General features: G+C 67.1%; 23 protein-coding genes. 13 read left to right on the top strand and 10 right to left on the bottom strand.

What is annotated here, in order from left to right; translation table 11 throughout:
- Nucleotides 1–14: 14 nt before the first annotated feature.
- Together ACO07K_RS11270 and ACO07K_RS11265 are read right to left on the bottom strand one after the other, a co-directional pair.
- Nucleotides 15–620 (bottom strand): anthranilate synthase component II, encoded by a 606-nt coding sequence (locus ACO07K_RS11270; protein WP_422036027.1) that lies wholly within the window; start codon nucleotides 618–620, stop codon nucleotides 15–17.
- A gap of 146 nt (nucleotides 621–766) precedes the next feature.
- The gene (locus tag ACO07K_RS11265) at nucleotides 767–2,455 is read right to left on the bottom strand and encodes an AMP-binding protein (protein WP_422036026.1); all 1,689 of its coding nucleotides are present in this window, start codon (nucleotides 2,453–2,455) and stop codon (nucleotides 767–769) included.
- Nucleotides 2,456–2,538: 83 nt separating this feature from the next.
- Here ACO07K_RS11265 and ACO07K_RS11260 point away from each other — a divergent pair, with 83 nt between their 5' ends.
- From ACO07K_RS11260 to ACO07K_RS11245, 4 genes are all read left to right on the top strand, one after another.
- Nucleotides 2,539–3,423: an EamA family transporter gene (locus ACO07K_RS11260; RefSeq protein ID WP_422036025.1), complete on the top strand. Its 885-nt coding sequence runs from the start codon at nucleotides 2,539–2,541 to the stop codon at nucleotides 3,421–3,423.
- 31 nt (nucleotides 3,424–3,454) lie between these two features.
- Nucleotides 3,455–6,109, top strand: coding sequence for a bifunctional acetate--CoA ligase family protein/GNAT family N-acetyltransferase (locus tag ACO07K_RS11255; RefSeq protein WP_422036024.1), 2,655 nt, complete (start codon nucleotides 3,455–3,457; stop codon nucleotides 6,107–6,109).
- 183 nt (nucleotides 6,110–6,292) lie between these two features.
- Entirely contained in the window at nucleotides 6,293–7,285 is a 993-nt protein-coding gene (locus ACO07K_RS11250; protein WP_422036023.1) for a divergent polysaccharide deacetylase family protein, read from the top strand.
- A 53-nt stretch (nucleotides 7,286–7,338) separates the two neighbouring features.
- Nucleotides 7,339–8,934: a gamma-glutamyltransferase family protein gene (locus ACO07K_RS11245; protein ID WP_422036652.1), complete on the top strand. Its 1,596-nt coding sequence runs from the start codon at nucleotides 7,339–7,341 to the stop codon at nucleotides 8,932–8,934.
- A 241-nt stretch (nucleotides 8,935–9,175) separates the two neighbouring features.
- Here ACO07K_RS11245 and ACO07K_RS11240 read toward each other — a convergent pair whose 3' ends face one another.
- Both ACO07K_RS11240 and ACO07K_RS11235 read right to left on the bottom strand, forming a co-directional pair.
- Nucleotides 9,176–10,867 (bottom strand): amidase family protein, encoded by a 1,692-nt coding sequence (locus ACO07K_RS11240; RefSeq protein ID WP_422036022.1) that lies wholly within the window; start codon nucleotides 10,865–10,867, stop codon nucleotides 9,176–9,178.
- Between the two features lie 85 nt (nucleotides 10,868–10,952).
- Nucleotides 10,953–11,261: an EthD family reductase gene (locus ACO07K_RS11235; RefSeq protein WP_422036021.1), complete on the bottom strand. Its 309-nt coding sequence runs from the start codon at nucleotides 11,259–11,261 to the stop codon at nucleotides 10,953–10,955.
- Between the two features lie 150 nt (nucleotides 11,262–11,411).
- Here ACO07K_RS11235 and ACO07K_RS11230 point away from each other — a divergent pair, with 150 nt between their 5' ends.
- From ACO07K_RS11230 to ACO07K_RS11215, 4 genes are read left to right on the top strand one after another with little or no spacing between them, the layout of a single operon-like run.
- Nucleotides 11,412–12,386 (top strand): Bug family tripartite tricarboxylate transporter substrate binding protein, encoded by a 975-nt coding sequence (locus ACO07K_RS11230; protein WP_422036020.1) that lies wholly within the window; start codon nucleotides 11,412–11,414, stop codon nucleotides 12,384–12,386.
- 9 nt (nucleotides 12,387–12,395) lie between these two features.
- Nucleotides 12,396–13,367: a Bug family tripartite tricarboxylate transporter substrate binding protein gene (locus ACO07K_RS11225; protein ID WP_422036019.1), complete on the top strand. Its 972-nt coding sequence runs from the start codon at nucleotides 12,396–12,398 to the stop codon at nucleotides 13,365–13,367.
- Between the two features lie 38 nt (nucleotides 13,368–13,405).
- Nucleotides 13,406–14,080: a glutathione S-transferase family protein gene (locus tag ACO07K_RS11220; protein WP_422036018.1), complete on the top strand. Its 675-nt coding sequence runs from the start codon at nucleotides 13,406–13,408 to the stop codon at nucleotides 14,078–14,080.
- Nucleotides 14,081–14,129: 49 nt separating this feature from the next.
- Nucleotides 14,130–14,990, top strand: a complete 861-nt coding sequence (locus ACO07K_RS11215; protein WP_422036017.1) for an alpha/beta fold hydrolase — start codon at nucleotides 14,130–14,132, stop codon at nucleotides 14,988–14,990.
- A 107-nt stretch (nucleotides 14,991–15,097) separates the two neighbouring features.
- Here ACO07K_RS11215 and ACO07K_RS11210 read toward each other — a convergent pair whose 3' ends face one another.
- Nucleotides 15,098–16,426: an NAD(P)/FAD-dependent oxidoreductase gene (locus ACO07K_RS11210; protein WP_422036016.1), complete on the bottom strand. Its 1,329-nt coding sequence runs from the start codon at nucleotides 16,424–16,426 to the stop codon at nucleotides 15,098–15,100.
- Nucleotides 16,427–16,525: 99 nt separating this feature from the next.
- Between ACO07K_RS11210 and ACO07K_RS11205 the strand changes: the two genes are divergently transcribed.
- The 3 genes from ACO07K_RS11205 to ACO07K_RS11195 all read left to right on the top strand — a co-directional run bounded on the left by ACO07K_RS11205 (nucleotide 16,526) and on the right by ACO07K_RS11195 (nucleotide 20,160).
- Nucleotides 16,526–17,737, top strand: coding sequence for an acyl-CoA dehydrogenase family protein (locus tag ACO07K_RS11205; RefSeq protein ID WP_422036015.1), 1,212 nt, complete (start codon nucleotides 16,526–16,528; stop codon nucleotides 17,735–17,737).
- Nucleotides 17,738–17,844: 107 nt separating this feature from the next.
- Entirely contained in the window at nucleotides 17,845–19,059 is a 1,215-nt protein-coding gene (locus ACO07K_RS11200; RefSeq protein ID WP_422036014.1) for an acyl-CoA dehydrogenase family protein, read from the top strand.
- Between the two features lie 12 nt (nucleotides 19,060–19,071).
- Nucleotides 19,072–20,160 (top strand): hypothetical protein, encoded by a 1,089-nt coding sequence (locus ACO07K_RS11195; protein WP_422036013.1) that lies wholly within the window; start codon nucleotides 19,072–19,074, stop codon nucleotides 20,158–20,160.
- Here the strand turns inward: ACO07K_RS11195 and ACO07K_RS11190 are convergent.
- A complete protein-coding gene (locus tag ACO07K_RS11190) occupies nucleotides 20,141–21,112 on the bottom strand; it encodes a MerR family transcriptional regulator (protein ID WP_422036012.1) in 972 nt (323 codons plus the stop codon). The genes ACO07K_RS11195 and ACO07K_RS11190 overlap by 20 nt on opposite strands.
- 138 nt (nucleotides 21,113–21,250) lie before the next feature.
- Between ACO07K_RS11190 and ACO07K_RS11185 the strand changes: the two genes are divergently transcribed.
- Nucleotides 21,251–22,273, top strand: a complete 1,023-nt coding sequence (locus ACO07K_RS11185; RefSeq protein WP_422036010.1) for an aldo/keto reductase — start codon at nucleotides 21,251–21,253, stop codon at nucleotides 22,271–22,273.
- Nucleotides 22,274–22,515: 242 nt separating this feature from the next.
- Here ACO07K_RS11185 and ACO07K_RS11180 read toward each other — a convergent pair whose 3' ends face one another.
- Entirely contained in the window at nucleotides 22,516–22,926 is a 411-nt protein-coding gene (locus ACO07K_RS11180) for a cupin domain-containing protein (protein ID WP_422036009.1), read from the bottom strand.
- 167 nt (nucleotides 22,927–23,093) lie between these two features.
- Here ACO07K_RS11180 and ACO07K_RS11175 point away from each other — a divergent pair, with 167 nt between their 5' ends.
- Nucleotides 23,094–23,924, top strand: coding sequence for a hypothetical protein (locus tag ACO07K_RS11175; protein WP_422036008.1), 831 nt, complete (start codon nucleotides 23,094–23,096; stop codon nucleotides 23,922–23,924).
- A gap of 7 nt (nucleotides 23,925–23,931) precedes the next feature.
- On the opposite strand, the gene ACO07K_RS11170 is transcribed toward ACO07K_RS11175, so the two are convergent.
- The 3 genes from ACO07K_RS11170 to ACO07K_RS11160 are packed head-to-tail and all read right to left on the bottom strand — an operon-like array spanning nucleotide 23,932 to nucleotide 26,867.
- Nucleotides 23,932–25,218: a hypothetical protein gene (locus ACO07K_RS11170; protein WP_422036007.1), complete on the bottom strand. Its 1,287-nt coding sequence runs from the start codon at nucleotides 25,216–25,218 to the stop codon at nucleotides 23,932–23,934.
- 4 nt (nucleotides 25,219–25,222) lie between these two features.
- Nucleotides 25,223–26,101: a TauD/TfdA dioxygenase family protein gene (locus ACO07K_RS11165; protein WP_422036006.1), complete on the bottom strand. Its 879-nt coding sequence runs from the start codon at nucleotides 26,099–26,101 to the stop codon at nucleotides 25,223–25,225.
- Nucleotides 26,102–26,114: 13 nt separating this feature from the next.
- Nucleotides 26,115–26,867, bottom strand: a complete 753-nt coding sequence (locus ACO07K_RS11160; protein ID WP_422036005.1) for an SDR family oxidoreductase — start codon at nucleotides 26,865–26,867, stop codon at nucleotides 26,115–26,117.
- Nucleotides 26,868–26,950: the final 83 nt, after the last annotated feature.

The raw sequence follows: 26,950 nt of genomic DNA, 5'->3' as shown, positions 1-26,950 counted from the left end.
TCCTTTTGGGCAGCTCAGGCCGCCTTTTTCTTGTTCTGCTGGCTCGGGTGGTCGCCCGCGATCTTGAGGAAATTTTCGAGGATCTTGTGGCCGTGCTCGGAGGCGATGCTCTCGGGGTGGAACTGCACGCCGTGGATCGGCAAGGTCCGGTGGCGCAAACCCATGATGATGTCGCCGGTCTCGGCGGTGACCTCGAGGTCCTTGGGGAAATCCTTCCGGTCGACGATCAGCGAATGGTAGCGCGTCGCCTGGAAGGGAGAGGGCACGTCCTCGAAGACGCTCTGGTTCTTGTGGGCGACGCCCGACAGCTTGCCGTGCATCGGCTCGGGGGCGCGCACGACGTGGCCGCCGAACACCTGGCCGATCGCCTGGTGGCCGAGGCAGACGCCGAACAGCGGCACCTGTTCCTTCGCCGCGGCGCGGATCAGGTCCATGCAGATGCCGGCTTCGTTGGGCGTGCAGGGGCCGGGCGAAAGCACGATCCCGGCCGGCTTCAGCGCCAGCGCCTCGTCGACCGTGATCTGGTCGTTGCGATGCACGACGCAGCGCGCGCCGAGATCGCCCAGGAAGTGGACGAGGTTGTAGGTGAAGCTGTCATAGTTATCGATCAGGAGAAGCATGGGGGGGATATTAGCCGTGCCGGTGGCGTTCTCATAGGCCTCTAAAGGTCCCTAGCTATGCTCGGGATGACAGCGTTTTCTTCATCGGCGCACCGCGTCACGCTCGCCAAATCTGTCATCCCGAGCGAAGCGAGGGGCCTTTCGCCTCACTTCGCCAGCTCCGGGAAATCCTCTTCCCGGAATTCGCCTGAGCCGCGCTGATTTTCGGATGCGCGCTTTTCCTCGTCGCGGCGCAGTTCGACCCGGCGGATCTTGCCGGAGATGGTCTTGGGCAGCTCGGCGAATTCGAGGCGGCGGATGCGCTTGAAGGGGGCGAGCCGGCCGCGCAGGTGCTGGAAGATGGAGAGAGCGGTGGCGCGGTCGGGTTTGCCGCTGGCCGTCAGGGTTATGTAGGCCTTCGGGACGGCCAGGCGCATCGCGTCGGGCGCCGGGACCACGGCGGCTTCGGCCACGGCCGGATGCTCGATCAGCACGCTTTCGAGTTCGAACGGGCTAATCCGGTAGTCCGACGCCTTGAACACGTCATCGGCGCGGCCGACGTAGGTGAGGTAGCCCTCAGCGTCGCGCGAGGCGACGTCGCCGGTGCGATACACCGCAGCCGTGAGCGGCGCGATCGAGCCGTCATCCTGCTGGTAGCCCTGCATCAGGGCGGCCGGCCGGTGCGTGAGGTCGATGCAGATCTCGCCTTCCTCGGCATCCTTGTCGTCGGCGTCGAGCAGGCGGATCCTGTAGCCGGGCAGGGGGCGGCCCATCGAGCCGGGCTTGATCGGCTGGCCGGGCGGATTGCCGACCTGCGTCGTTGTTTCCGTCTGGCCGTAGAAGTCGCGGATGGTGAGGCCCCAGGCCTTCTCGACCTGCTCGATCACCTCGGGGTTCAGCGGCTCGCCGGCGGCCAGCACCTCGCGCAGCGACGTCTTGCAGGACTTCAGGTCTTCTTGGATCAGCATGCGCCACACGGTCGGCGGCGCGCAGAGCGTGGTGACCTCGTTGGCGACAATTGCGTCGAGCAGGTAGCGGGCGTTGAAGCGCGGCTGGTTGGCGATGAAGATCGTGGCGCCGGCGATCCACGGCGCGAAGAAGCAGCTCCACGCATGCTTGGCCCAGCCCGGCGAGGAGATGTTGAGATGCACGTCGCCCGGCCGCAGCCCCAGCACGAAGATCGTGGTGAGATGACCCACCGGATAGCTGCGATGTGAATGCAGGACGAGCTTGGGCTTCGCCGTCGTGCCCGAGGTGAAATAGAGCAGCATCGGATCGTCGGCGTGGGTCGGGCCGTCGGGGGTGAGCTCGGCCGGATGGTCGAGCAGCTTGGCGTACGAATGCCAGCCATCCGGTGCGTCGCCGACGGCGATGCGCGTCAGGCTCTTGTCGAAACCGTCGAACTTCGCGGCCTCGCCGGCGGCGGCCACGACATGGCGCGCCCGGCCGCGCTCGAAGCGGTCAGCGAGATCGACCGGCGTCAGCAGGGTGGTCGCCGGGATCACGACGGCGCCGAGCTTCATGGCCGCCAGCATCACTTCCCAGAGTGGCGCCACGTTGCCCAGCATCAGCAGCATGCGGTCGCCGCGCTTCACGCCCAGCGCGCGCAATCCGTTGGCGATGCGGTTGGAGCGTTCCGACAACTCGGCGAAGGTGAGGCTCGCGGCGCCTTCGCCGACGATCGTCAGGGCGGGCTGGTTCGCGAGTTTCCCATGCGCCAGCTCGCCGTCGAACCAGTCGAGCGCCCAGTTGAATTGATCCATCTCGGGCCAGCAGAAATCGCGATAGGCCGTCGCATAGTCGCCGCGATGGGCCAGCAGGAATTCGCGCGCCGCCTTGTACGCCTCGACCGTCATCGCATGCCTCGCATCTTGTTTCCGCCCTTTCTCGAATTTGGACACGGGCGTAGGTTGAGGGCAACAAGAAGAAAGTAGCCCCCTTGGTCGTCGAGCCCCTGATCGTCGCGCTGCTGCTGGCAGCAGCGTTGATGCACGCCACCTGGAACGCCATCCTGAAGGCCGATCAGTCCGACCGGCTCGCGACCTTCGGCCTGATCATGACGACGGGCACGGTCATGGGCCTCTGCATCGTGCCGTTCGTGCCGATGATCGAACCGGGCGCCTGGAAGTTCCTCATCCTCTCGGTGGCGATCCACGTCGCCTACTATTTCTTCCTGCTGAAGGCCTATTCCTACGGCGATCTCAGCCACACCTATCCGATCGCGCGCGGCCTGGGGCCGCTGCTGGTGGCGCTGGTGTCGGGCCGCGTGATCGGCGAGCATCTGCGGACCCAGGACATCGTCGGCGTGTTCCTGCTGAGTTTCGGCCTGGTGGCGCTGGCCCTGCCGCTGAAGAACATCGTGCCGAAGCCGGGCAGCCGTCATGGGCTGGCGACGCTGTTCGCGGTCCTCACCGGGATCACCATTGCGGGCTACATCATCTCCGACGGCCTGGGCGTGCGCGCAGCGGGCGAGACGCTGGAGCATCGCATCTCCTACATTGCCTGGCTGGCCGTGCTCGAGGGGCCGTGGCTGCTGGTGCTCGCCTTCTGGAAGAGGCCGGCCACCGTCTGGTCGCACATGAAGAAGACCTGGTATCGCGGCGTCGGCGGCGGCGTGATCGCCAATGTCGGCTACGGCATCGCGATCTATGCGCTGGCGCTGGGGCCGATGGCCCATATCGCCGCTCTGCGCGAAACCTCGGTGCTGTTCGGGGCGCTGATCGGCACGCTGATCCTGGGCGAGCCGTTCGGCGGCCGGCGGGTGGCCGCGGCGTTCGTGATCGTTTCAGGGCTTGTGCTGATGAACGGTCCGGCGCTCTTCTAGGGGCATGTCGACCCGCAACCTCGATAGACTCATGTCCCCGCGCTCGGTCGTCATGATCGGCGCCACCGAACGCCCCGGCTCAGTGGGCGCGGCGGTCACCCGCAACGTGCTGGCCGGTGGCTTCCAGGGCCAGATCCACCTCGTCAACCGCAAGGGCGGCACGATCGCGGGCCGCACGGCGTTCCGCAGGGTGTCGGACCTGCCCGAGCCGGCGGATCTCGCCGTGATCATGACGCCGGCCGCGACCATCCCCGGCCTGATCGTGGCGCTGGGCGAGGCGGGGACACGCGTCGCCGTGGTGATCAGCGCCGGCCCCGGCAACGGCCCCGATGCGGCGTCGGTCAATGCGCAGTGGCGGCAGCGGCTGCTGCGCGCGGCCCAGCCCTACCTGCTGCGCATCGTCGGACCGAACTGCATCGGCTACGCCGCCCCCGGGCTCGGCCTCAACGCGAGCTTCGGCCCGACACGGTTCAAGGCCGGACGCATCGCCGCGGTCGCCCAGTCGGGCGCCGTGCTGGCGGGCCTCGCCGATTGGGGCGTGGCGCAGGGCATCGGCTTCTCGCACCTGATCTCGATGGGCGACATGGCCGATGTCGATTTCGGCGACGTGCTCGACATGCTGGCGCGCGATTCCGATACGCGCGCGGTGCTGATGTATGTCGAGGGCATCACCCAGGCGCGCAAGTTCATGTCGGCGGCGCGCGGCGTGGCGCGCATCAAGCCGGTTATCGTGCTGAAGGGCGGCCGTCATGCCGCGGCGGCCCAGGCGACGGCCTCGCATACGGGCTCGATGGCGGGATCGGCCGCGGTCTACGACGCCGCCTTCGCGCGCGCAGGCCTCGTCCGCGTGCTGGGCTTGGGCGAACTGTTCGATGCGGCCGAGACGCTGGGCCACAGCATCGCCCCGCGCACCGAGCGGCTGGCGATCCTGACCAATGGCGGCGGCGTCGGCATCATTGCCACCGACCTGCTGATCGACGAAGGCGGCGAACTCGCCACGCTGCTGCCGGCCACCATCGCGCGGCTCGACAAGCAGATGTCGCAGAGATGGTCGCGCGCCAACCCGGTCGACATCGTGGGCGATGCCGACGGGCCACGCTATGCCGTCGCCCTCGACGGGCTGGCCGACGATCGCGGCGTCGGTGCGGTGCTGGCGATGAACGTGCCGACGTCGCTCACCTCGTCGGTCGAGGCGGCGCGCGCCATCACCGGCGCCGCCGGCCGCAAGGTCGTGCCGGTGATCGGCTGCTGGATCGGCGGGCGCGAGGCCCAGGCCGGTCGCGACGTGCTGCACGATGCGGGCATTCCCGCCTACGACACGCCGCTGCGCGCCGTCCGTGGCTTCATGCACATCGTCGAGTATCGCCGCGGCCAGCGCGCGCTGCAGCGCACGCCGCCCTCGGTGCCGGAGCTGCGGTCCGACACCGCGCTCGTGCGCTCGATCGTGCAGGGGGCGCTTGCCGAGAAACGCAAGGTTCTCACCGAGCCGGAGGCCAAGCGCGTGCTGGCGGCCTACGGCATCCCCGTCGCGCCCACCGAGATCGCGCGCGACGCCGCCGAGGCCGCCGCCATCGCGGTGCGAATCGGCTTTCCCGTCGCGGTGAAGCTGCTGTCGCGCGACATCACCCACAAGAGCGACGTCGGCGGTGTTTCGCTCGACCTGGTCTCCGAGCAGGCGGTGCTCGACGCCGTCCGCGAGATGACCGGCAAGGTCCTGGTGCTGGCCAACAAGGCCAGGATCGACGGCTTCGTGGTGCAGCCCATGATCCGGCGCCCGCATGCCGTCGAGCTGATCCTGGGCGCCGCCGAGGATCCGGTGTTCGGGCCGATTCTGCTGGTGGGTCATGGCGGCGTGGCCGCCGAGGTGATCGACGACAAGGCGCTTGCTTTGCCGCCGCTCGATCCCGTGCTGGCGGAGGATGCGCTGAGCCGTACCCGGGTCGATCGCCTGCTGCGCGGCTATCGCGACCGCGCCCCGGCCGACCGGGAGGCGGTGGGCGCGGCCATGGTGCGCCTGTCGCAGCTCATCGCCGATGTCGGCGAGATCGCCGAGCTGGACATCAATCCGTTGCTGGCCGATGCCGACGGCGTGATCGCGCTCGATGCACGCATCGTCGTGAACCATCCGAAGAAGGGGCAGGAGCGGGCGGCGCGCTTCGCCATCCGGCCCTATCCGGTGGAACTGGAGGCCGAGATCCAGCATGGCGACGAGAAGCTCCGGATCCGTCCGATCCGGCCCGACGACGAACCCACGCTGCAGGCCTTCACGCGGCGGCTGACGCCCGAGGATGTGCGCATGCGCTTCTTCGGCCCCATGCGTGAACTCAGCCACGAACTCGCGGCAAGGCTGACCCAGATCGACTACGACCGCGAGATGGCCTTCGTGCTGCTCGATGGCGACGAGATGGTCGGCGTCGGACGGCTGGTCGCTGATCCCGATTTCCAGCAGGCCGAGTTCGCGCTCACCGTCGCGTCCGATCGACAGGGGCGCGGCTATGGTGAGCTGCTGCTGCGGCACGTGCTGCACTACGGCAAGGCGCGCGGAATCAAGCGCGTCGTCGGTCATGTGCTGCGCGAGAACCGCAAGATGCTGGACCTCGCCAAGCTGGTCGGCTTCCGCCGCGAGAGCGGCCGCTCGGGCGAGCCCGACATCCGGGTGATGAAGTCACTTTCCAGCCTGGATTGAGGCCAAATAGTGGCCCCTGCCAAGAGGTTAGGGCATAACTCTCAGATGGCGTCGAGGAAGAACAGAAGCGGGAAGACGAACAGAAGGAGTCCGAAGCGGCCGCCCGCCTTCGCGGATCGCCTTCGTGCCCGTTTCGCCGGGCTTTCTTCGTGGGTCGCAGCCCATCGCTGGCACTCGATCGCCATGGCCGTCATCCTGATGTTCGCAGGCAGCGTGTTCGGCGGTTACTGGATCGCCGAGCGACTCGATTTGCGCAGCGGCGACCGCGTGGCGCGCGATACGCTGGAAGACATGAAGCGCAGCGGCGCGACGGGGCCAGCCGTTGCACCGAGATATTCGCGCATCGAGGAGTTGCCCGACTTCCCGAAATACTCCGAGGCCGACCCCGGCAAGCCGACGCCGAACGTCGAGGAGAAGCCGCCGGTGAAGAAGGTCGCTGCCGCGTTCCCGGCGGAACAGACCTGGCGTCGCAATGCCGTGCCCTTCCGGGATCTCAGGAGCAAGCCGCTGGTCGCGATCGTGATCGACGATGTCGGCCTCGACCGCGCGCGCTCGAAGCGCGCCTGGGAGCTGCCGGGGCCGATGACCATGTCGTTCCTGCCCTATGCCAAGGATCTGCCCGAGCAGGCGCGCGCCGCGCGGGCGCGGGGCCACGAGCTGATGCTGCACATGCCGATGGAGCCGAACGGCCGCAACGATCCCGGCCCGGGGGCGCTGACGGTATCGATGTCCGACGCCGAGCTGCGCCAGAAACTGCTGGTCGCGCTGGAGAGTTTCGGCGGCTATGTCGGCATCAACAACCACATGGGCAGCCGCTTCACCGCCAACCGTCCCGACATGGAGCTGGTGATGCGCCAGCTCAAGCCACGCGGCCTGATGTTCCTCGATTCGCGGACCAGCCCGCAGTCGGTGGGCGACCAGACGGCGCAGGAGATCGGCGTGCCGTCGATCGTGCGCCACGTCTTCCTAGACGACGAGGACACGGTCGAGGCGGTACGGCGCAAGCTCGCCGAGACCGAGGCGGTGGCGCGCCGCCAGGGCTTCGTGGTCGCGATCGGCCATCCGCACGATTCGACCCTGCAGGCGCTGGCGGAGTGGCTGCCAACGGTGCAGGGCAAGGGCCTCGCGCTCGCGCCCTCGACCGCGATATTGCGCCGGCGCAACGGTTGGGATTGAGTCGCGCCAACGAACAAGTTGGAGGAAGCGACGTGCGGTACAACAAGCAGGCGATGATCGTGGCCCCGCAGCCCGAGCCGACCGAGGCCGGCGCCGACGTGCTGCGGGAGGGCGGCAATGCGGTCGATGCGGGTATCGCCTGCGCGCTGGTCCAGGGCGTGGTCGATCCGCAGATGTGCGGCATCGCGGGCTTCGGGTCCTGTGGCATCTACATGCCGGGCAAGAATTTCCACGGCTATATCGACGCCCATGCGCCGGCGCCGCTCGCCGCGCGGGCCGACATGTGGGCCAACCTGATCGAGAGCGAAGCGAGGGACGGCTACGGCTTCATCCTGAAGGGCCGTGTCAACGACATCGGCTACCAGTCGATCTGCGCGCCCGCCAATCTCAAGATGTACTACGACGCGCACAAAGAGCATGGCAGCCTGCCCTGGTCGCGCATCGTCGAGCCGGGCATCCACTGGGCCGAGAGCGGCTGGACCGTGCGCCCGCACGTCCACTTCTGGTGGGCCGACGACGGCGCCTTCGGCCGCGCGCCCAACTTCGAGCGCACCGGCTTCACGCCGGCGGCACGCGAACTCTACTGCCACCCCGACGGCGTGCCGAAGCGGGTGGGCGAGCGGGTCGTGAACCGCGACTATGGCCAGACCCTGCGCGCCATCGCCAAGGGCGGCGCCGATGTCTTCTATTCGGGGGAAATCGCTCACGCGATCGCCGACGATATGAGGAAGAATGACGCGCTGCTGTCGATCGAGGATCTCAGGGCCTGGAAGACCGTCCGCAACGCGCCGCTCTGGGGCGATTATCGCGGCTACAAGGTCTCGACCAATCAGCCCCCGGGCGGCGGCGTGATGCTGATCGAGATGCTCAACATCCTCGAGAATTTCGACATCGGCGCGCTGGAGCATGGCTCGAGCGAGCACCTGCGCATCGTCGCCGAGGCGATGAAGCGGGCGACGATCGACAAGGATGCCAAGGTCGGCGATCCGAGGTTCGTTAGCGTGCCGGTCGGGGAGCTGACCTCCAAGGCCTACGCCAAGACGATGGCGGCCGAGATCGCGCGCGGCGAGAAGGCCAGCGTCACGCGCTTCAATTCGGGCGCCGTGTCGAAGGACACGACGCACATCTCCGTCCTCGACAAGGAGGGCAATTGTTTCACCATGACCCATTCGCTGGGCATGCCCTCCGGCGTGATCACCCCGGGCCTGGGCTTCATGTACAATGGCTGCATGGGTGTGTTCGACCCGCGCCCGGGTCGCGCCGGCTCGATCGCGCCGGGCAAGGCGCGCTTCAGCTCGGTCGTGCCGTCCATCCTCTTCAAGGACGGCAAGCCCCACCTGATCATCGGCGCGCCCGGCGCCACCCAGATCGCCATGGGCGTGCTGCACGTGATCCTGAACGCGCTCGATTTCAACATGACCATGGTCGAGGCGGTGAGCGCGCCGCGCTTCTCGGCGACCTCGGACGCGATCGACATTTCCAACCGCATCCAGGGCCGGGTCGAGCGCGAGCTGCAGGCGCTGGGTTATCCCGTCGTCCGCAGCCCCTACGGCTTCGGCTTCGCCGCCGTCCACGGCATCCGCATCCACGAGGACGGCCTCGACGGCGGCGCCGATCCCGGCCACGACGGCGTGGCGATCGCGGTTTAAGAGTCCTTCCGTCTCGAGTTGACCCGCTCACCTCAACCTTAGGGTCTGGCCGGAAATGAATTGAAGCGATTGAAGCACTTACCTCATCCTGAGGAGCGCCGCGAAGCGGCGCGTCTCGAAGGATGGGCATCAGACGCGGTGCTCGTGCCCACCCTTCGAGACGCTCACTGCGTTCGCTCCTCAGGGTGAGGTCATTGTTGAGAGGCTCAACTCGATTCAATCTTGCCCGGAAAGACTGGCTCTACAGCGGAGGCAGGTCAGGCGGCGGACGGCGCGCGTTCGTCGCCTTTTCGTAGGCATAGGCGAGCCGCAGGAGCGTGGCCTCGCTCCAGGCTCGTCCGGCGAAGGTGAGGCCGAGCGGATAGTCGGGCGTTTCCGTCTTGCCGACGCCGGAGATGAAACCGGCCGGAACCTGCACGCTGGGATAGCCCGGCTTGGCGGCAATGGAGGAACCGCTGGCGCCGGGAAACACCACGGCATCGAGCCTGTGCCGATCCATATAGGCATCCATGCCGCGCTCCTTGGCGGCCATCAGGTCCATCGCGCGCGCCGACTTGTATTCCAGCTCCGAGAGATCGCCGCGCGTGGCTTCCGCCGCCAGGAACAGGTCCTGCCCGTAGCGCAGCGCCTTGTCGGCGTTCTCCGTATTGAACGCGATGACGTCGGCCATCGTCTTCATCTGCGTCGTCGTTGCCCAGTCGCGCAGGTAGAGATTGAGGTCGCGCTTCAGCTCGTAGAGGAACACGACAGACGCAGGGCCTGGCGTGCCCTTGGCGGGGCTGAGGGGATTGCGATTGAGCACCGGCATGGTCGTGCCCGGCCCGCCGATCCAGCCGATCGGTGGAATGGCCGCGCGCACGACCGTGGCGCCTAGGTCTTCCAGCACCCTGATCGCCTGTGCCATCACCGCCTTCGCGCGAACGGACAGGGGGCCATAGAACGGATCGTTGAGCGGATCGTCCGGATCGCTGGGCACACCGATGCGCGCGCCCTTCAGACCGTCCTTGTCGAGCCCGGCGGTGTAGTCGTCCGGCCGCTGCAGCAGGTGCGTCGCCGGATCGTCCGGGTCGCGCGCGGCCAGCACGTTCAGCAGGATCGCGGAATCGCGCACGGTGCGGGTGAGGGGGCCGGCCGTGTCCTGGCTGTGCGAGATCGGGATGATGCCGCTGCGGCTGATCAGGCCGACCGTCGGCTTCACGGTGACGAGGCCATTCTGGGTGGCCGGGCTCAGCAGCGAGCCCGAGGTCTCGGTGCCGATCGCCGCGGCGCAGAGGCCGGCCGCGACCGCCACCGCCGAGCCGGCGCTGGAGCCGCCCGGCAATACGACCGGCGCGCCGTTGGCCATCAGCCTGGGCGAATAGGGGTTCCGCACATAGCCGGCGATCGAGCTGTAGCCCGAGGGCATGCCGACCGCGAGGATGTTGGCGAACTCGGTGAGGTTGGCCTTGCCCAGGATCACCGCGCCGGCCTGGCGCAGCCTCTTGATCACAGGCGCGTCGTCCTTTGCATGGGCGCCGTCGAGGGCCAGTGAGCCCGCGGTGGTGGGCTGCCTGTCGCCGGTGGCGATATTGTCCTTCACCAGGATCGGCAGGCCCGCGAGCGGCCGGCTGGCCGACGGCTTCACGCCGTCGAGGCCGGCGGCGATCGACAGGGCGTCGGGATTGGTCACCCGCACGGAGTTCAAGCCGGGCCCTTGGCGGTCGTAGGCCTCGATCCGGGCGATATAGGCCCGGGTCAGGTCGCTCGACGTGACGCGCCCCTGCGCCAGGGCCTCCTGCAGGTCCGACAGTGAGGCGTTGTCGAGGGCGAGTGCCGGCTGTGCCGACGCCGTGCCCGCACCGACCGCGCCCAGCACGACAGGCATCATGGCGACCTCGCGGCGCTTGAGGCCGCCATCGCCCGACGGTCGGGCGCCATTGGTGGGTTCGGTCACGGCAATCACCTGCGTTTTTCGTCGCCAAGATGGGCGATGCGAGCATCTTTACATGATGCAAATGTCCGGCGTCGCGCTTCGGCGCTCAAATCTCGCGGGTTTCGAGCATCAAGAGCTGAGCCCCCGCCTGGGCGAAGTTGGCGAGGTCGCCCGCCGTCGCCTGGCCTTCTTTCGAGGCGAAGGCAGCGCCGATCGCCGCCATCGAATCGAACGTCAGAATGGCCACCAGGTGATACGGGGCAGGGCCTTGCGGCGTGCCTATGGGTCCGTCGTTGACTTCGTAGGATCGGAGGCCCGGGATCGTCTTCGCCAGTGGCACATGCTTGTTGAAATAGTGGGCATCGAAGGCCGCCACGTCGGCGGGCTTGTTGTAGAGAACCACGAGCTTTGCCATTGGCTTTCTCCCCCTGTGGTGGTGCCATCTAATTATCCCGGGCCGGTTACAGTCAATCGCTGTTCGCGGTCCCGTAGGTTCGCCACGCGACCGGTCTCCATTGCACGCGGCCTGTAGCGCCCTAAACTTCCGTCAAAAGCGGAGGAAACAATGAAGGGCATCGGGCGGCGCCGCGTCGTGGCGGCGGGCATGGCACTTGCGGCCTCGACGGCCGGGGCGAGCGCCCAGGGCACCTACCCGGACCGACCGATCCGGCTGGTCATCGGCTTCACGCCGGGCGGCCCGACCGACATCGCGGGACGGCTGCTGGCGCAGCGGCTGAGCGAGATCCTCGGTCAGCAGGTCATGATCGACAACAAACCCGGCGTGGCGGGCAACATCGCCTCGCAGATCGTGGCCGATGCCAGACCCGACGGCTACACGCTGCTGGTCGGCACGTCGATCATGGGCATCGTGCCGGCGCTCTACGACAAGCTGCCCTATGACCCGATCAGAGGGCTGGAGGCGGTGGCCCACTTCACGACGGTCCCGATGATCGTCGTGGCACCGGCCGGGGGCATCGGCTCGATCGAGGAGCTGGTCGCGGCGTTGCGCCAGGAACCGGGCAAGCATTCTTATCCGTCGCCGGGCAATGGCAGCCTGATCCACATGGGCAGCCTGCTGCTCGCCCAGCGCGCCGGAGGCGATGCGCTGCACGTGCCCTACAAGGGCTCGGCGCCCGCCATGCAGGACACGCTGGCGGGACGGCACGCCTTCCAGATCGACACGCTGGGCAGCAGCAAGGGCTTCGTCGATGCCGGCCGCCTCAAGATCCTGGCCGTCTGCGACACCAGGCGGGCCGCCTCGATGCCCGACGTGCCGACGGTCCAGGAAAAGACCGGCATTGCGATCGAGGTCATCACCTGGAACCTGATCTTCGCGCCGGCCGGCACGCCCAGGCCGATCGTCGACCGGCTGAATGCCGCGATCAACCAGGCCGTCCGGACGCCCGAGATGATGGAGAAGGCCAAGGCCATAGGCATCGATCTCGTCCAGTCGACGCCGGCCTCGGCGAGGAAATTCTACGAGGACCAGATGGCGATGTGGGCGCCGATCGTGAAGGCGTCGGGCGCCAAGGTAGAATAGGGGGAAACGATGAAGTTCACACGATGGAGCGCGCTCGCCGCGCTCGCAGCGACGGTCCTGGCGACGCCGGCCACTGCGCAGGGGACCTATCCCGACAAGCCGATCCGCATGGTCATCGCCTTCGCCGCGGGCGGACCGACCGACGTGGTCGGGCGCCTGCTGGCGCCGCGGGTGTCCGAAATCCTGGGCCAGCAGGTCGTGGTCGAGAACAAGCCGGGTGCCACCGGCAACATCGGCACCGCCATGGTCGCCGACGCCAAACCCGACGGCTACACGATCCTGTTCAGCGCCTCGACCATGGCGATGGCGCCGGCGCTTTACGGCAAGCAGCTCGGCTACGATCCGGTGAACGGGCTGGCGGCGATTGCCTATGTCGCCAGCGTGCCGCTGATCCTGCTGACGCCGATGGACGGTGCGAAGAGCACGCCGGAGCTCGTGAGCATGCTGCGAAAGGATCCCGGCAAGTACTCCTACGCCTCGTCGGGCAACGGCGGCATGATCCATCTCGCCAGCTACCTGTTCGCGACTCGCGCCGGCGGCGATGCGCTGCATGTGCCGTACCGCGGCTCGGCGCCCGGCATGGTCGACATGATCGCCGGCCGGCACGGTTTCCAGATCGACACGCTGCAGTCGAGCAAGGGCTTCATCGATGGCGGCAAGGTGCGTGTGCTCGGTGTCGCCTCCGACAAGCGCCTGAAGCAGCTTCCCGACGTCCCGACGATCAAGGAGTCCGCAGGCTTCGATTACGCCATCAACACCTGGTACGCGGTCTATGCGCCGGCCAAAACGCCGCGCCCGATCATCGACCGGCTGAATGCCGCCTTCAATCAGGCGCTCAAGCAGCCCGACATGGTGAAGAAGGCCGACGAACTCGCGATCGAGCTGGTCCAGTCGACGCCCGAGCAGGCCAAGAAGTTCTACGACGATCAGATGGCCTTCTGGGATCCCATCATCAAGCAATCCGGCGCCAAGGCGGAGTGACGATCCGTGGTAGAGAGTGCCGAGAAACGGAGAGTGTGATGATCAAGTTCTATTACAACATGGCGCCCAACCCGATGAAGGTGGCGCTCTGCCTCGAAGAGATGGGCCTGCCCTACGAGCTGGTGCCGGTCGACACCCGCAAGGGCGAGCAGCATGCGCCGGAATACCTGGCGATCAATCCGAACGCCAAGGTCCCGGCCATCGTCGACGACGGCGAGACGGTGTTCGACAGCAACGCCATCCTGCTCTACCTCGGCGAAAAGACGGGCAAGTTCATGCCCGCCAAGAAGGGCGAGATGCTGTCCTGGCTGATGTTCGTGGCTTCGGGCATTGGTCCCTATTCCGGCCAGGCCGTGCACTTCCGCAACTTCGCGCCCGAGCCCAAGGAGTATGCCGTCAACCGCTATACGTTCGAGGCGCAGCGCCACTGGGGCATCCTCGAAGCGCGGCTCGGCAAGCAGCCGTACATGTGCGGCGACAGCTTCGGCATCGTCGACATGGCCGTGTGGGGCTGGTCGCGCCTGATCCCGTTCGTGCTGGGACCCGACGCGCCCAAGCAGTTTCCCAACCTCCAGCGTCACCTCGCCGAGATCAATGCGCGGCCGGCGGCGGTCCGCGCGCTGGCACTGAAGGACAAGCACGCGTTCAAGGCCGAGATGGATGAGGCGGCCAAGCTCGCGATGTTCCCGCACCTCGGCAAGAAGGTCGCCTGACCCGGGATTCTCTCTCGACATCGGCAGGCGCCGGGCGCACATCGGTCGCATGACCGAATCGAGCGTACCGGCGCTGCCGGCCGGATTTCGTGCGCAACAGATCGCCACGAAGGGTGCTGATATCCACGTCTGGGTGGGCGGTCAGGGACCGGCGGTCCTGCTGCTCCACGGGTACGGTGAGACCAGCGAGATGTGGGGGCCGATGGCGGCCGCGCTCATGTCGACGCGCACGGTGATCGCGCCCGACCTGCGCGGGCTTGGCCTCTCGTCCAAGCCCGACTCCGGCTATGACAAGGCAACGCAGGCGCAGGACATCCGAACGGTCCTGCAGACGCTGAGGGCGGGGCGTACCGAGATCGTCGCGCACGATATCGGCAACATGGTCGCCTACGCCTATGCCGCGCAGTATCGCAACGACGTCGGCAGGCTCGTGGTCATCGACGCGCCTCTGCCCGGCATCGGTCCGTGGGAGCAGATCCTGCGCAGCCCGCTGCTCTGGCACTTCAATTTCCGCGGCCCCGATGCCGAGCGCTTGGTCGAGGGACGCGAGCGGATCTACCTCGACCGCTTCTGGAACGAATTCTCCGCCGATCCGGCGAAGTTCGGCGAGGCGGCGCGCGAGTTCTATACCGCGCGCTACGCCCAGCCCGGCGGCATGCGGGCGGGCTTCGCGCAGTTCGCGGCGTTTGCGCAGGACGAGATCGACAACAAGCGCTTCGCCGAGACCAAGCTGGCCATGCCGGTGCTGGCGCTGGGGGGCGAGAAGTCTTTCGGACCGACGATGGCCGCCGTGATGCGCTTCGTCGCCAGCGATGTCACCGAAGGCATCGTGCCGAACGCCGGCCACTGGATCATGGAAGAAAATCCCGACGCGACCGTCGCCCTCGTGACGAAGTTCCTCGGCGTCTGAGGCGCGGTGCCGCGTCGGCCCGTATCCGGTGGTGGTGCTGAGGATCACCGATACGGACCGACAGGGACGACGTACTAATTTCCCGTCGAGACGACGGGGTTTTCCAATTACATCATCCCCGGCGCGCCGAGATCCGTGCCGTCGATCATGCGGCTGTAGCGGAAGGGCGTCGGATCGACGATCGGCGGGTCGCCGGCGATGAGGTCGGCGGCCAGTCGGCCCGCGCCGGGACCGATGCCGAAGCCGTGGCCGGTATAGCCGGTCGAGAGGAAGAGGCCGGGCAGGGGATCGACGGCGGAGATGACGGGGATGCCGTCGGGCGTCGAATCGATCAGGCCGCCCCAGGCATGCGCGACCTTCAGACCCTTCAGTGCCGGATAATGGTCGCCGAGGCGGCTCAGGCCGCGCTCGACCAGCACCGGATCGGCGGCGGGATCGAGCGTGCGCTGCCGCTCGAAGGGCGATTCCAGGTCGAACGACCAGTTGGCAAAGGATTCCGGCCCTTCGAGGAAGGAACGGCCTATGCCGAAGGTGAGCCCGCCGCGGCGTTTCCTGAAGGTCGGCCAGAACTGGCGGGCATAGAGCAGGCCCTGCGGCGACAGTTCGACCAGACCGCGGCCGCCCAGTCCCACCGTATAGCCGCCGTCGAGGCGGCGGCGGATCGTGACGTCGGGCATCGACAGGCCGCCGCCGGTCACCTCGGGCGCCGCCATCGTGGCGAAGGAGGTCGAGCGCACGCTGGCCTGTGCGAGGCGCAGGTCGTGGCGGCGGCAGAAGAGGGAGCTCCACGCACCGCCGGCCAGCAGGACGGTACTGGTGCGGATGATGCCATGCTCGGTGATGACGCCCGCGACCTTGCCGCCTTCGATGTCGAGGCCGCGCGCGGCACAGTTCTGATGGAGCGTGGCGCCGTGCCTGCGGGCACCCTCGGCGAGGGCCGGGCCGGCCAGCGATGGCTCGGCGCGGCCGTCGGTCGGCGAATGGACGCCGCCGATCCACTGGCCGGTGCTGCCGGGCGTGAGTTCCTTGGCCTCGGCGGCGCTCAGCACCCGGCTGTGCATCTGGTACTCGCGGGCGCGCAGGGTCCATTCCTCCCACTGCGCGAAATCGCCCGGGCGATCGGTGACATAGGTGAGGCCGGTGCGGCGAAAGCCGGTCTCGGCGCCCAGCTCGCGGGACAGCTCGCCCCAGATCTCCAGGCTCTTCATGGCGAGCGGCAGTTCCCGCAGGTCGCGATGCTGCTGGCGGCACCAGCCCCAGTTCCGACTCGTCTGCTCGCCGCCGATCACGCCCTTGTCGAGCAGCGCGACCCGGTGGCCGCGTTTCGCCAGCCAATAGGCGGCGGTGCTGCCCGCTATGCCGGCGCCGATGACGACGATCTCGGCGGAGGGCGGGAGTTTCTCGTCGCTGGTGACGGGCTGGACGGGTGGGGACATCGGCTTCCTGCGAGCTGAACGCACTGCGGAACAGTGTATCGCACGCTTTACGCGCCGGAACCCGGCGCGGTACCTTCCGGACCCTAAAAGGAGCCCCCAATGGACCTGACGTTCGGCAAGGAAGAACTCGCCTTCCAACAGGAAGTGCGCGACTGGCTGAAGGAGAACCTGACGCCCGAGATCCAGGGCGAGATGAAGGTCGGCCGAAACGCCTACATGCCGAAGGAGCGGCTGGTCGACTGGCAGAAGCGGCTGGCCAAGAAGGGCTGGCTCTGCACCGGCTGGCCCAAGGAATTCGGCGGCCCGGGCTTCACGACGACTCAGAAGTACATCTTCGAGATGGAGATGGCGAAGGCCGGCGCGCCCGGCACCTCGCCGTTCGGCCCCAAGATGTGCGCGCCGGTGATCATGAAGTACGGCTCGGCCGAGCAGAAGGCGCGCCACCTGCCGCCGATGCTGAACTCCGACCTGATCTGGTGCCAGGGCTATTCCGAGCCGGGCTCGGGTTCCGACCTCGCCTCGCTCCGCACCAAGGCGGTACGTGAGGGCGACTTCTACATCGTCAACGGCCAGAAGACCTGGACGACCCTGGCGCAGACCGCCGACTGGATCTTCTGCCTGGTGCGCACCTCGAACGAGGGCAAGCCGCAGGAGGGAATCTCCTTCCTGCTGATCGACATGAAGACGCCCGGCATCTCGGTCGAGCCGATCATCACCGCCGACGGCAACCGCGCCGGCACGCAGGAAGTGAACTCGGTGTTCCTCACCGATGTGAAGGTGCCGGTCGAGAACCTGGTCGGCGAAGAGAACAAGGGCTGGACCTACGCCAAGTACCTGCTCGAGTTCGAGCGCGGCGGCAATCCCTACAGCCCGCGCCTGCGCTCGGGCTTCGAGCGGCTGAAGCGGCTGGCGCAGTCGATGCCGGAAGGCGATGATTCGATCATGGCCGACTCCGCCTGGCGCGAGAAGCTCGCGCGCATGGACATCGAGATCTCCGGCCTCGAGATGTTCGAGCAGGAATTCTATTCCAAGCTCGCGTCGGGCCAGAATCCGGGCCCGCTCTCGTCGATGATCAAGCTGCGCGGCACCGAGGTGATGCAGCAGGTCCAGGAATACGCCGTCGAGGCCGCGGGCTATTACAGCCAGCCGTTCCCCGAGCAGCGCGCCTGGAATGCCAATGTCGAGCCGATCGGCCCCGAGGGCGCCGACGTGCTGGCGCCGCGCTACTTCAACGGCCGCAAGATGACGATCTACGGCGGCTCGTCGGAAGTGCAGCGTGGAATCATGTCCAAGGTGATGCTCGGTCTTTAAAACAGTGTCGTCCTGAGCGAAGCGAAGGACCTCACGGAACGAACACAGTACCCTGTCGAAGCGTTAGATCCTTCGCTTCGCTCAGGATGACAAGATAGGGCAAGGAAATGCGTCTAGCCTTCAGCGAACAGGAACTGGCCTTCCAGCAGGAAGTGCGCGAGTGGATCGCGGCCAACATGCCGGCGGAAGTGGCGGAGGAAAGCCGCCGCAGCCGCACCAGCCACGTCTCCAAGGAGCGGCTGGTCCAATGGCAGAAGAAGCTGGCGAGCAAGGGCTGGCTCTGCCCCAACTGGCCCAAGGAGTATGGCGGTACGGGCTGGACCTCGACGCAGAAGTTCATCTTCGAGATGGAGATGGCGCGCGCCGACTCGCCTTATCTTTCGTCGTTCAGCATCAAGATGGTGGCGCCTGTCCTGATGAAGTTCGGCAGCGAGGCGCAGAAGAAGCGCTTCCTGCCCAAGATCGCCGCCGCCGAGGAGCTGTGGTGCCAGGGCTATTCCGAGCCGGGCTCCGGCTCCGATCTTGCGTCGCTCCGCACCAAGGCCGAGCGCCAGGGCGACCATTACGTCGTGAACGGCCAGAAGATCTGGACAACCAACGCGCACTTCGCCGACTGGATCTTCTGCCTCGTCCGCACCTCCAACGAGGGCAAGCGCCAGGAGGGCATCTCGTTCCTGCTGATCGACATGAAGACGCCGGGCATCACGCTCGATCCGATCTACATGGTCGACGGGACGCGCACGCCGATGCGGCATGAGATCAACCAGGTGTTCTTCAGCGACGTGAAGGTGCCGGTCGAGAACCTCGTCGGCGAGGAGAACAAGGGCTGGACCTACGCCAAGTACCTGCTCGAATTCGAGCGCGGCGGCCAGGCCTTCGGCCCGCGCCTGCGCAAGGCCTTCCGTCACCTGCAGACCCTGTCGAAGACCCAGATGACCGAGGGCGAGCCGCTGTCGGCCAATCCGAGCTGGCGCGAGAAGATGGCCGCGGTCGAGATGGAGATCGATGCCGTCGAGATGAACGAGCTGATGTTCTATTCGAGCCTCAAGACCGGCGATGCGCCGGGCAACATGGGCTCGGTCGTGAAGATGCGCGGGACCGAGGTCGGTCAGAAGGTGACCGAGCTCGCGGTCGAGGCGGTCGGCTGGTACGGCACGCCGTTCACCGAACTGCGCAACTACGACAGCAACATCGTGCCGGTGGGCGGCGAGTATGTCGACGACGTCTCGCCGCGCTACTTCAACACGCGCAAGACGACCATCTACGGCGGCTCGTCGGAAGTGCAGCGCAACGTGCTGGCCAAGGCGATGCTCGGCCTCTGAGTCGAGCCTCGGGTGAGCAGGCCGAAGAAAGCGATCTTCTACGCGATCCTGGCGGCCATCGTCCTGGTCGCGCTGGAGATCGGTGCCTCGGCCTTCCTCTACGCCGTCAACAAGGACAGGATCGCCGCTCTGCCGGGTCCGCCGTCGGAACCCGCGATCCTGCTGGCGCTGCGGACCGGCTTGAGCTGGCTGCTGCCCGGATCGTTTCCTGATCCGACGAGCTTCCGGCGCATGACCCGCCTGCCGGCGGGCTTCTTCGCCGAGGATGCCGAGCAGGGGTATCGCGCCAACCCCGGGCGATACATCTTCCGCTACAGCGGCCTGCGGCAGGGAAGGGTCGAACATCTCGACGCCGTGGTGACGATCAATCCTGACGGAACGAGGTTCACCGGCAACACGCCGCCCGAGGCGACGCGCCGGATCTTCGTGCTGGGCGATTCCTACGTGTTCGGCGACGGCGTCAACGACCAGCAGACCTTCGCCTTCCTGCTGCAGACGGAATATCCCGGCGCCTCCGTGCAGCTCCATGCGCTGGCCGGCTACTCGTGGGCCAACGCGCTTGTCACGATGCAGCGGATCAAGGACCGGATCCGTCCCGGCGACGTCGTCATCCTGGGCTATGCGCAGTACTACAAGGAACGCCATGTCGCCGCGCCCGCACGGCTGCGCAGCATCCGCGACTGGATGGCCTCGACCTTTCCCGAGGTCGAACTCGACCCGAAGGACAGGGTGATCCGCGCCCGGCTCGACACCGGCAATCGCCTGGCCTTCGACACGATCCCGATGCATTGCAAATTCGATCCGGCCTATTGCGTGGGCCCGGAGCCCGCGCCGGATTATGTGGACAGGGTGTCGAGCGAACTCCTGCGGGCGATTGCGGCGAGCACTGTCGAGAAGATCCATCTCCTGCACATGTTCGGCGCGAAGAACGATCCGGTGCTGCAGAACCTGCCCGGCAATGTCGAGATCGTTGCCGCGACCCCGCGGGACTTCACCTATGTGATGCAGGACAACATCATGGGCCTCGACGATCATGGCGGGCCCTATTGGCACTACGCCATGTATTCGAAATTAAGGCCGGCTATCGCCGCACGGCAATGACGCCTTCGGTACGCGCCCGCACTTCCGGTGTGGCCAGGCAGGAGGCCAGCGCCTCGTAGCCCGGCGCTCCGGGATAGGGCGCGACGCGGAACGGCGGCGCGTGATTGGCCGGACAGAAGAGCACCGTCTCGTCGGGACCGAGCGCATCGAGATCGAGGATGGAACTGGAGCGCGTCATCACGAACAGCGGCGGTATGCCGGGACTACGCCGGCGCAGATGGGCGATCAGCGCTTCCTGCGTCGGCCGGTCGAGGCCTTGTTCGATGAGGTCGACGACGACTGGCTGGGAGGCTTCGAGGCCGCAGAGAAGCGCCCTGAGGGCCGGCGTGTCGGTCGCGCCGTCCTGCACGAGCAGGCCGACTATGGACTCGATCTTCGCCTGCAGCGAAGGATCGGCGACCCGGTCGAGGTCCAGGAAGACACCGCCGATCTGTTCGGCGATCCGCATCGCCAGCCGCGTCTTGCCGCTGCCCAAGGGGCCGGTGATGTAGGTGAGGGGCCGGATGTCGCGCAGTTCGAAAGTCTCACCGCCCCACGGCCAGGGAAGGTCGAACCCGACGTGGAGCCCGGGCGCCGGGATCAGCGTGCGGGCGAGTTCGGATGCGCTCGGCGCGCCGCCGCGGGCGAGGTCGCCGCGCAGCGCCCGCACGCCGTCCAGGGCCGCGACCAGGTCGCGCAGGCGCGCTTCGAGCGTTGCCTGGTGGGCGGCGAGCGCCGGTTCGAGGCCGCTCGCATCGCCCTTCACGATGCGCGCCACCTGGGCCAGGCTGAAACCCAGTGCCCGCAGGGCGACGATCTCCGAGGCGCGCTCCAGATCCTCCGGCCCGTAGGCCCGCCAGCCCGCGTCCGACCGCAGGGGTGACAGCAGGCCGCGCTGCTCGTAGAGGCGCAGCGCCTTGGTCGAGATACCGAGATGGCGGGCGGCGTCGGACGCATTCAGGAACTGGCTCACGATCGACCTCGTCTGATGTTGACCGTTCGCCTTATGAGGGCGGTCCCTGGGGCCGGGTCAATACGCTTTTCGAGGCACGGTCATTCCTTCGTCACCGCAGGACGGCGTAGTCTCGGTGTCGGATGACGGAGGAAGCCCATGGACTACCGCAATCTCGGCCGTGCCGGCCTGAAAGTCTCGGAGATCTGCCTGGGCACCATGACCTTCGGCAACGGCGCCGACCAGGAGGGCGCCTCGGCGATGGTAAACGCCGCGCTTGATGCGGGTGTCACCTTCTTCGACACGGCCAATTCCTATGTCGGCGGCACGTCGGAGACGATGCTGGGTGTGGCGCTGAAGGGCCGGCGCGCGGACGCCGTCATCGCCTCCAAGTTCTTCAATCCGATGGGTGGCCGCCCCAACGATTCGGGCATGTCGCGGCTGCACATCAAGCAGCAGATCGAAGGCTCGCTGAAGCGTCTGCAGACCGACTACATCGACATCTACTACATCCATCACGTCGACCATCAGACGCCGCTCGAGGAGATGCTGCGCGCGCTCGACGATCTCGTGCGCGACGGCAAGATCCTCTACACGGCCTGCTCGAATTTCGAAGCCTGGCGCCTGATGGAGGCGCTGTGGATCAGCGACACCAGGGGCTGGGAGCGCTTCTCGGCCTACCAGCCGCAGTACAGCCTGGTGGTGCGCGACATCGACGAGGAAATCGTGCCGGCGCTGCAGCTCAAGGGGCTGGGCTGCGTGGCCTGGTCGCCGCTCGGCAGCGGCTACCTGGCCGGCAAGTACACGCCGGGCAATCTGAAGGTCCAGGGTAGCCGCTCAGCCGAGGGCTGGGGGTTCCAGAGCAAGTTCTTCGCGCCCAACCACGGCGAAATCCTGCAGACGCTGCTCGACACCGCGAAGGAGCTCGGCAAGCCGCCGGCCGAGGTGGCGCTGCGTTGGGTGATGGATCAGCCCTTCATGACCAGCGCCATCGTCGGCGCCCGCAACGTCGAGCAACTGGGCGAGACGCTGAAGGCGGGCGGCTGGCGCCTGCCGGCGGAGGCGCTGGCAAAGCTGAACGAGGTCTCGGCGCAGCCCCACAAATACCCGCGCGCCTTCGAGGATCCGATGCCGGCGCGGCGGGCGGGTGCGTTGAGAATGCCGGGCCAGAAACCGGTCTGATAGAGCCGCTCCTGCAGGGCCATCAGTCGCTGGCGCTCGCGCGGGCCCTCGCGCCGGCGACCGTCGAGCGGCCAGTTTCGTTCGCTGCGGTACTGAACGTTGCTGACGTTCGGCCAGAGCGGCTTTGCCATATAAATCCCCTGAGCCAACCGTTGGCGGGTTCGTGTCGTCAAGGTGACGAACACCGCTTACGGGCGCCTGACGCCGGGGCGTGACGAAAGCGTTTCTTGACTGTCTATCGGTCAGTCGCGTTCCGGCTCGACGCCTGACGGATCCTCGATGTCGAGGCGGACATATTCGCTCTTGCCCGGCGTGATGGTCATCAGCGTGACCCCGTCGGGATAGTGGAAGCGGTGCCAGATGCCGCCCGGCACGATCGCCATCTTGCCCTTATCGACCTCGATGGATCGCGTGCCGCTCTCCTCGAAGAGCTGCAGAGTGGCGCTCCCTTCGAGGATGTAGACGAGTTCGTCGCCGTCGGGATGACGCTCCCAGGCGCCGCGGCCGGCAGACTTGTTGGCGAAGATTGTCGCGTCGCGATAGGCGGCGAGTTTTGTCGAAGAGCCTTTGCGCTCCGCCGGCGTGGATGCGGGCGTGCGGCCTTCGAAGCGCTTGAGCTTCGCGAGTTCCGCCGCGACGTCGATCAATACCAAGGTGCTCTCTCCTGCAATTGCTCTCGTGGGCTACAGAAGCGCGACATCGTTGGGGTTTTGTGACGTTCTCGATCCGCTGGGCTCGTCATGCTTGTCGCGTTGCAGGCGGCACGTTAAGCCAAAGGTGGCGGGGGTGATCGCAACTCTGTTCGAGAGGCAGGAGCCTGATGGAAATCGTCTTTCTGGGTGTAACAGTTGCCGCTGCCGCTGCCGCCGCCGGCATCGTGGCCTTGCTGACGAGGAACCGGCCGAGCAGGAACCGCTCGCTGCTGGCGGCCCTTGCGGCGGTGATCGTGGGAGGCGCCGCTATCGCCGCACGCCCGGCCATCGAGCTGCACTATTTCAATACCAACGACGACTATGCCTGGTCGCAGATCCGCGCGGAGATCCTGAAGCGCTATCCGCCGGTCGGCGACATGTTCGCGCTCGACGCCACCATCGAGCCTGACCTGCGCAAGCACCTCGTGCCGGTCTTTCGGGCGCATCGTGCGAACATGGGAGATCCCTCGACCCTGCAGGATGTCGCCAAGGCGACCATGGCGGTCTTTCGCTCGAAGATCGTGCCGGTCGCGGTGACGGGCACAGACGACGCGATCGTCGCCTGGGGCGACAAGACGGTGCCCACGCTGCAGGCCTTCAAGAACGCCTCGCCCGATGCCTGCGGCGACTATGCGATGAGCGGCGTCAATCGGGTGTCGAACAACCCCACGCTCGATGCCGCGCTCGCCGACGGCCAGCGCGCCGTGATCGCAGCCTACAAGTCGGGCAATCCGGACAACAAGATGCCGACGGCCGAAGAGCTGGGCGCCGCCTACGAGCAGGCGCGCACCCTGGCCGAGCCACCCTTCAGCGACGCCGACCTGCGCGCCTTCCAGGACCTGAAGAGCCAGTCGAAGGCCCGCCAGTGCGATATGATGCTCCGCCTGTTCGCTGCCATCGACCGCCTGCCGGTGAAGCAGAAGGCCGCGATCTACCGCTCGATCATGGCGGACAGCTGAAAGCGATCTACTCGATCGCCACCAGCCGCCCGTCGCGCACCTGGCAGAGGCCGCGATCGGACGTCGAGGGCCGGCCGGCGAGAGTCAGCATGTCGGGCACGTAGATCGGCCGGTTGTTGGCGAAGCCGGCGGTCGCGACAAGGCGGGCCTGCTTGCCGGCCTCAGCCTGCGAATAGACGACCGTCACGCCGTTGATCAGGGCGAATTCGTCTGGCCAGGCGAGGCGCAGCACGGTGACAGGGCGGCCGCGTTCGTCGCGAGCCGTCCAGCGCTCGACCTTGGGCGGCGGGCCGGGCTTGCCGATGCCGCGATGGACCGTGCCGTCGAGCGTGATGCCGGTCTGGGTCATCTGGCCGATCGGCAGCATCGTGTTGATCTCCTCGCCATTCTGCCCGACCCAGATTTCCAGATGCGGCTGGTGGATCCACGAGCCGCCGGAGGGCGCGACGACGGGGACGGGGTCGAACACCTGCAGGATGAGCGTGTTGCTGCCGACGCCGACCGTCCGGATCTCGGCCGCCTGGTCGGCCGCCGCGGGCTTGCCCCAGACGACGAAGCCGTTATCGCCGGCCGTCGTCATGCCGGGCACGCAATTCCCAAACGCGGTCCCCGCCGGAATCGCCGCCTTGCCGGGCAGGCCGGGCGCCACCACCGGATAGGCGCCGACCGTGTCCGCATCGATGCGCGCCGCGAAGGTCTGCGGCGGCTTGGGCCAGGACGGACAGCCCATGCCAAGATCGCGCCGGGTGCTGTCCTTGGCCAGCGCCCGCACGAGGCGCGTTTGGTAGTCGATGTCGGTCAGCGTGCCGCTCTGCTCCGACACGTTGTGGTAGCTGCAATCCTGTTCGGTTACGGCGCGGAAGGGCACCAGCGAATAGGTGACATTCATCGACCAGCGCCACGACGAGCCGCCATACTGGTGATGGACGAGGCGGTTGGGGCCGACCTCGATATCGTCCTCGCCGACACCGGCCATGCCGTAGCCGTCGTTGCAGAGCTGCAGGACCTGCTTCGGTGCCGCCGTGCCGTCCAGCAGCCAGTATTCGACGCCGCCATCGCGGGCGTTGCCGTTGAGGCAGCCTTCGTCCTGGTCCTTGGGCTTGTCGGCGAGGCCAAGATGAATCTCGACGACCGCGAGCGGCGCGCCGGCGGGCGACCTGCCGGCCTCATATGTCTTGGCGACCTTGCAGCTCGTGCGGGGGCCACAGATTGCCGCCGTCTGAGCCGCATCCGGTGCCGCGAGCGCCGCGACGGGCAGCAGCAGGAATCCGGCGGCGAGGAGCAGGGGATTCATGGCCTCAGCCCGCCAGCACGGTCTCACCGACGATCTGCGTGCGATGCATCAGGCGGCGCAGGCTCTCGTCGAACGCGTCGCGGCGGTGCATGACGCAGCGATTGTCCCACATCACCAGATCGCCGGCGCGCCACTTCTGGTACCAGGCGAACTTCTCCTGTGTGGCATGCGCCCAGATCGCGTCGAGCAGTTCCTCGCTCTCCTCGACCTCGAGGCCATGGATGTAGGCGCCCGGCCGGCGGCCGAGGAACAGCGCCTTGCGGCCGGTGACGGGGTGCAGGCGGACGAGGGGATGCACGGCGCCCGGCGTCTGGCGCACGTCGAGGGTGCGCTGAAATCCCTTGCGCAGTTCGCCGGCCGAGTTGCGGCTGGAATCGTGGATGCAGGTCTTGCCCTCGATCGCGCGCTTCAGGTCGGGCGTCAGGGTCTCGTAGGCCGCATACATGTTGAGGAAGCCGGTGTTGCCGCCGTCGGCGGGCACTTCCAGCGCGTAGAGCAGCGACGCCCGCGGCGGCAGCGCGTTGTAGGACATGTCGGTGTGCCAGACGAGTTCGTAGTTGCCGAGGCTGCCGACCGCCTTGCCGTCCTTCTTCACGCTGGCGATCACCGCCACCCATTCGCGGGCCTCGTCGATCACGTCCGAATCGGCGCGGTCGAGGCTGGCGGCGGCGACTGGAACGCGGTCGAGTTCACCGAAGCGGGCGCTGAACTTCATCAGCATGCCGTCGTCGAGCTTCTGGCCCGAGAAGCGCAACACCAGGTGCTCGCCCCAGGCATCGGCGATACGGGCGAAGGCCTCGTCGCTGACCGGCTTCGAGAGGTCGACGCCATGCACGTCGGCGGCGAGGGCCGCGCCGGTCGGCTGAATCCACAAGTCGCTCATCGGGTAGGCTCCTTCATCCATGCATGGTGAGACCACCGGAGACGCTGATCGTCTGACCGGTGATGAAGCTCGCATCGTCGCTCGCCAGGAAACAGACGGCGCCCGGAATATCCTCGGGCTGGCCGACCCGCTTCATCGGAATGGCGCTCACAAGGGCGGCGCGCACCTTCTGGCCGCGCTCGTCGTCGCCGGCGACGGCGGCCAGCAGCGGCGTGTCGGTGGGACCGGGACAGACCGCGTTCAGGGTGATGCCCTTGCGCGCGACCTCGCGCGCCACCGTCTTGGTGAAGGCGATGATGCCGCCCTTGCAGGCGGAGTAGACGGCTTCCTGGGAGGAGCCGACCCGGCCGGCGTCCGAGGCGATGTTGACGATGCGGCCGCTACCGCGCGCCACCATGCCCTTCAGGACGACGTGGCTCATGTTGAGCGGTCCGCGCAGGTTGATGGCGATGAGCTGGTCCCACAGGTCGGGCGTGGTATCGATGAAATTGGCGAAGCGGTCCCAGCCGGCATTGTTGACCAGGATGTCGGTCGGGCCGGCGTCACGCTCGAATTCGGCAATCGCCGCGTCCACCGCCTCGTAGTCGGCGATGTCGACGCCCGAGGCGTATCCCCTGATCTCGCCGGCGACTTTCTTGGCGCCGTCGAGGTTCTTGTCGAACACCCCGACGCGGGCGCCGTAGCCCGCGAAGCGGCGGCAGATCGCGCCGCCGATGGCGCCCGCGCCGCCGGTCACGATGACGTTCTTTCCGTCCAGTCCGCGCATCTTTCTGCCCTTTGTCATCTGAGCGCAGCGAAGGATCTCCCTTTCGATACGCACCAGGTTTTTGCGGTCAGTGTCTGATCGTT

Source organism: Reyranella sp. (genome assembly GCF_965228225.1).
Lineage (GTDB): Bacteria > Pseudomonadota > Alphaproteobacteria > Reyranellales > Reyranellaceae > Reyranella.
Note: the sequence above shows the minus strand (reverse complement) of the source record. Positions and strands in the feature narration are given on the sequence as shown.

Bases quoted from the DNA above. Each gene is read 5' to 3' on its own strand.
- ACO07K_RS11270 (WP_422036027.1), bottom strand. From the start codon at position 620: ATGCTTCTCCTGATCGATAACTATGACAGCTTCACCTACAACCTCGTC.
- ACO07K_RS11265 (WP_422036026.1), bottom strand. From the start codon at position 2,455: ATGACGGTCGAGGCGTACAAGGCGGCGCGCGAATTCCTGCTGGCCCAT.
- ACO07K_RS11255 (WP_422036024.1), top strand. From the start codon at position 3,455: ATGTCCCCGCGCTCGGTCGTCATGATCGGCGCCACCGAACGCCCCGGC.
- ACO07K_RS11250 (WP_422036023.1), top strand. From the start codon at position 6,293: ATGGCCGTCATCCTGATGTTCGCAGGCAGCGTGTTCGGCGGTTACTGG.
- ACO07K_RS11245 (WP_422036652.1), top strand. From the start codon at position 7,339: ATGATCGTGGCCCCGCAGCCCGAGCCGACCGAGGCCGGCGCCGACGTG.
- ACO07K_RS11235 (WP_422036021.1), bottom strand. From the start codon at position 11,261: ATGGCAAAGCTCGTGGTTCTCTACAACAAGCCCGCCGACGTGGCGGCC.
- ACO07K_RS11230 (WP_422036020.1), top strand. From the start codon at position 11,412: ATGAAGGGCATCGGGCGGCGCCGCGTCGTGGCGGCGGGCATGGCACTT.
- ACO07K_RS11225 (WP_422036019.1), top strand. From the start codon at position 12,396: ATGAAGTTCACACGATGGAGCGCGCTCGCCGCGCTCGCAGCGACGGTC.
- ACO07K_RS11220 (WP_422036018.1), top strand. From the start codon at position 13,406: ATGATCAAGTTCTATTACAACATGGCGCCCAACCCGATGAAGGTGGCG.
- ACO07K_RS11215 (WP_422036017.1), top strand. From the start codon at position 14,130: ATGACCGAATCGAGCGTACCGGCGCTGCCGGCCGGATTTCGTGCGCAA.
- ACO07K_RS11210 (WP_422036016.1), bottom strand. From the start codon at position 16,426: ATGTCCCCACCCGTCCAGCCCGTCACCAGCGACGAGAAACTCCCGCCC.
- ACO07K_RS11205 (WP_422036015.1), top strand. From the start codon at position 16,526: ATGGACCTGACGTTCGGCAAGGAAGAACTCGCCTTCCAACAGGAAGTG.
- ACO07K_RS11200 (WP_422036014.1), top strand. From the start codon at position 17,845: ATGCGTCTAGCCTTCAGCGAACAGGAACTGGCCTTCCAGCAGGAAGTG.
- ACO07K_RS11185 (WP_422036010.1), top strand. From the start codon at position 21,251: ATGGACTACCGCAATCTCGGCCGTGCCGGCCTGAAAGTCTCGGAGATC.
- ACO07K_RS11175 (WP_422036008.1), top strand. From the start codon at position 23,094: ATGGAAATCGTCTTTCTGGGTGTAACAGTTGCCGCTGCCGCTGCCGCC.
- ACO07K_RS11170 (WP_422036007.1), bottom strand. From the start codon at position 25,218: ATGAATCCCCTGCTCCTCGCCGCCGGATTCCTGCTGCTGCCCGTCGCG.
- ACO07K_RS11165 (WP_422036006.1), bottom strand. From the start codon at position 26,101: ATGAGCGACTTGTGGATTCAGCCGACCGGCGCGGCCCTCGCCGCCGAC.
- ACO07K_RS11160 (WP_422036005.1), bottom strand. From the start codon at position 26,867: ATGCGCGGACTGGACGGAAAGAACGTCATCGTGACCGGCGGCGCGGGC.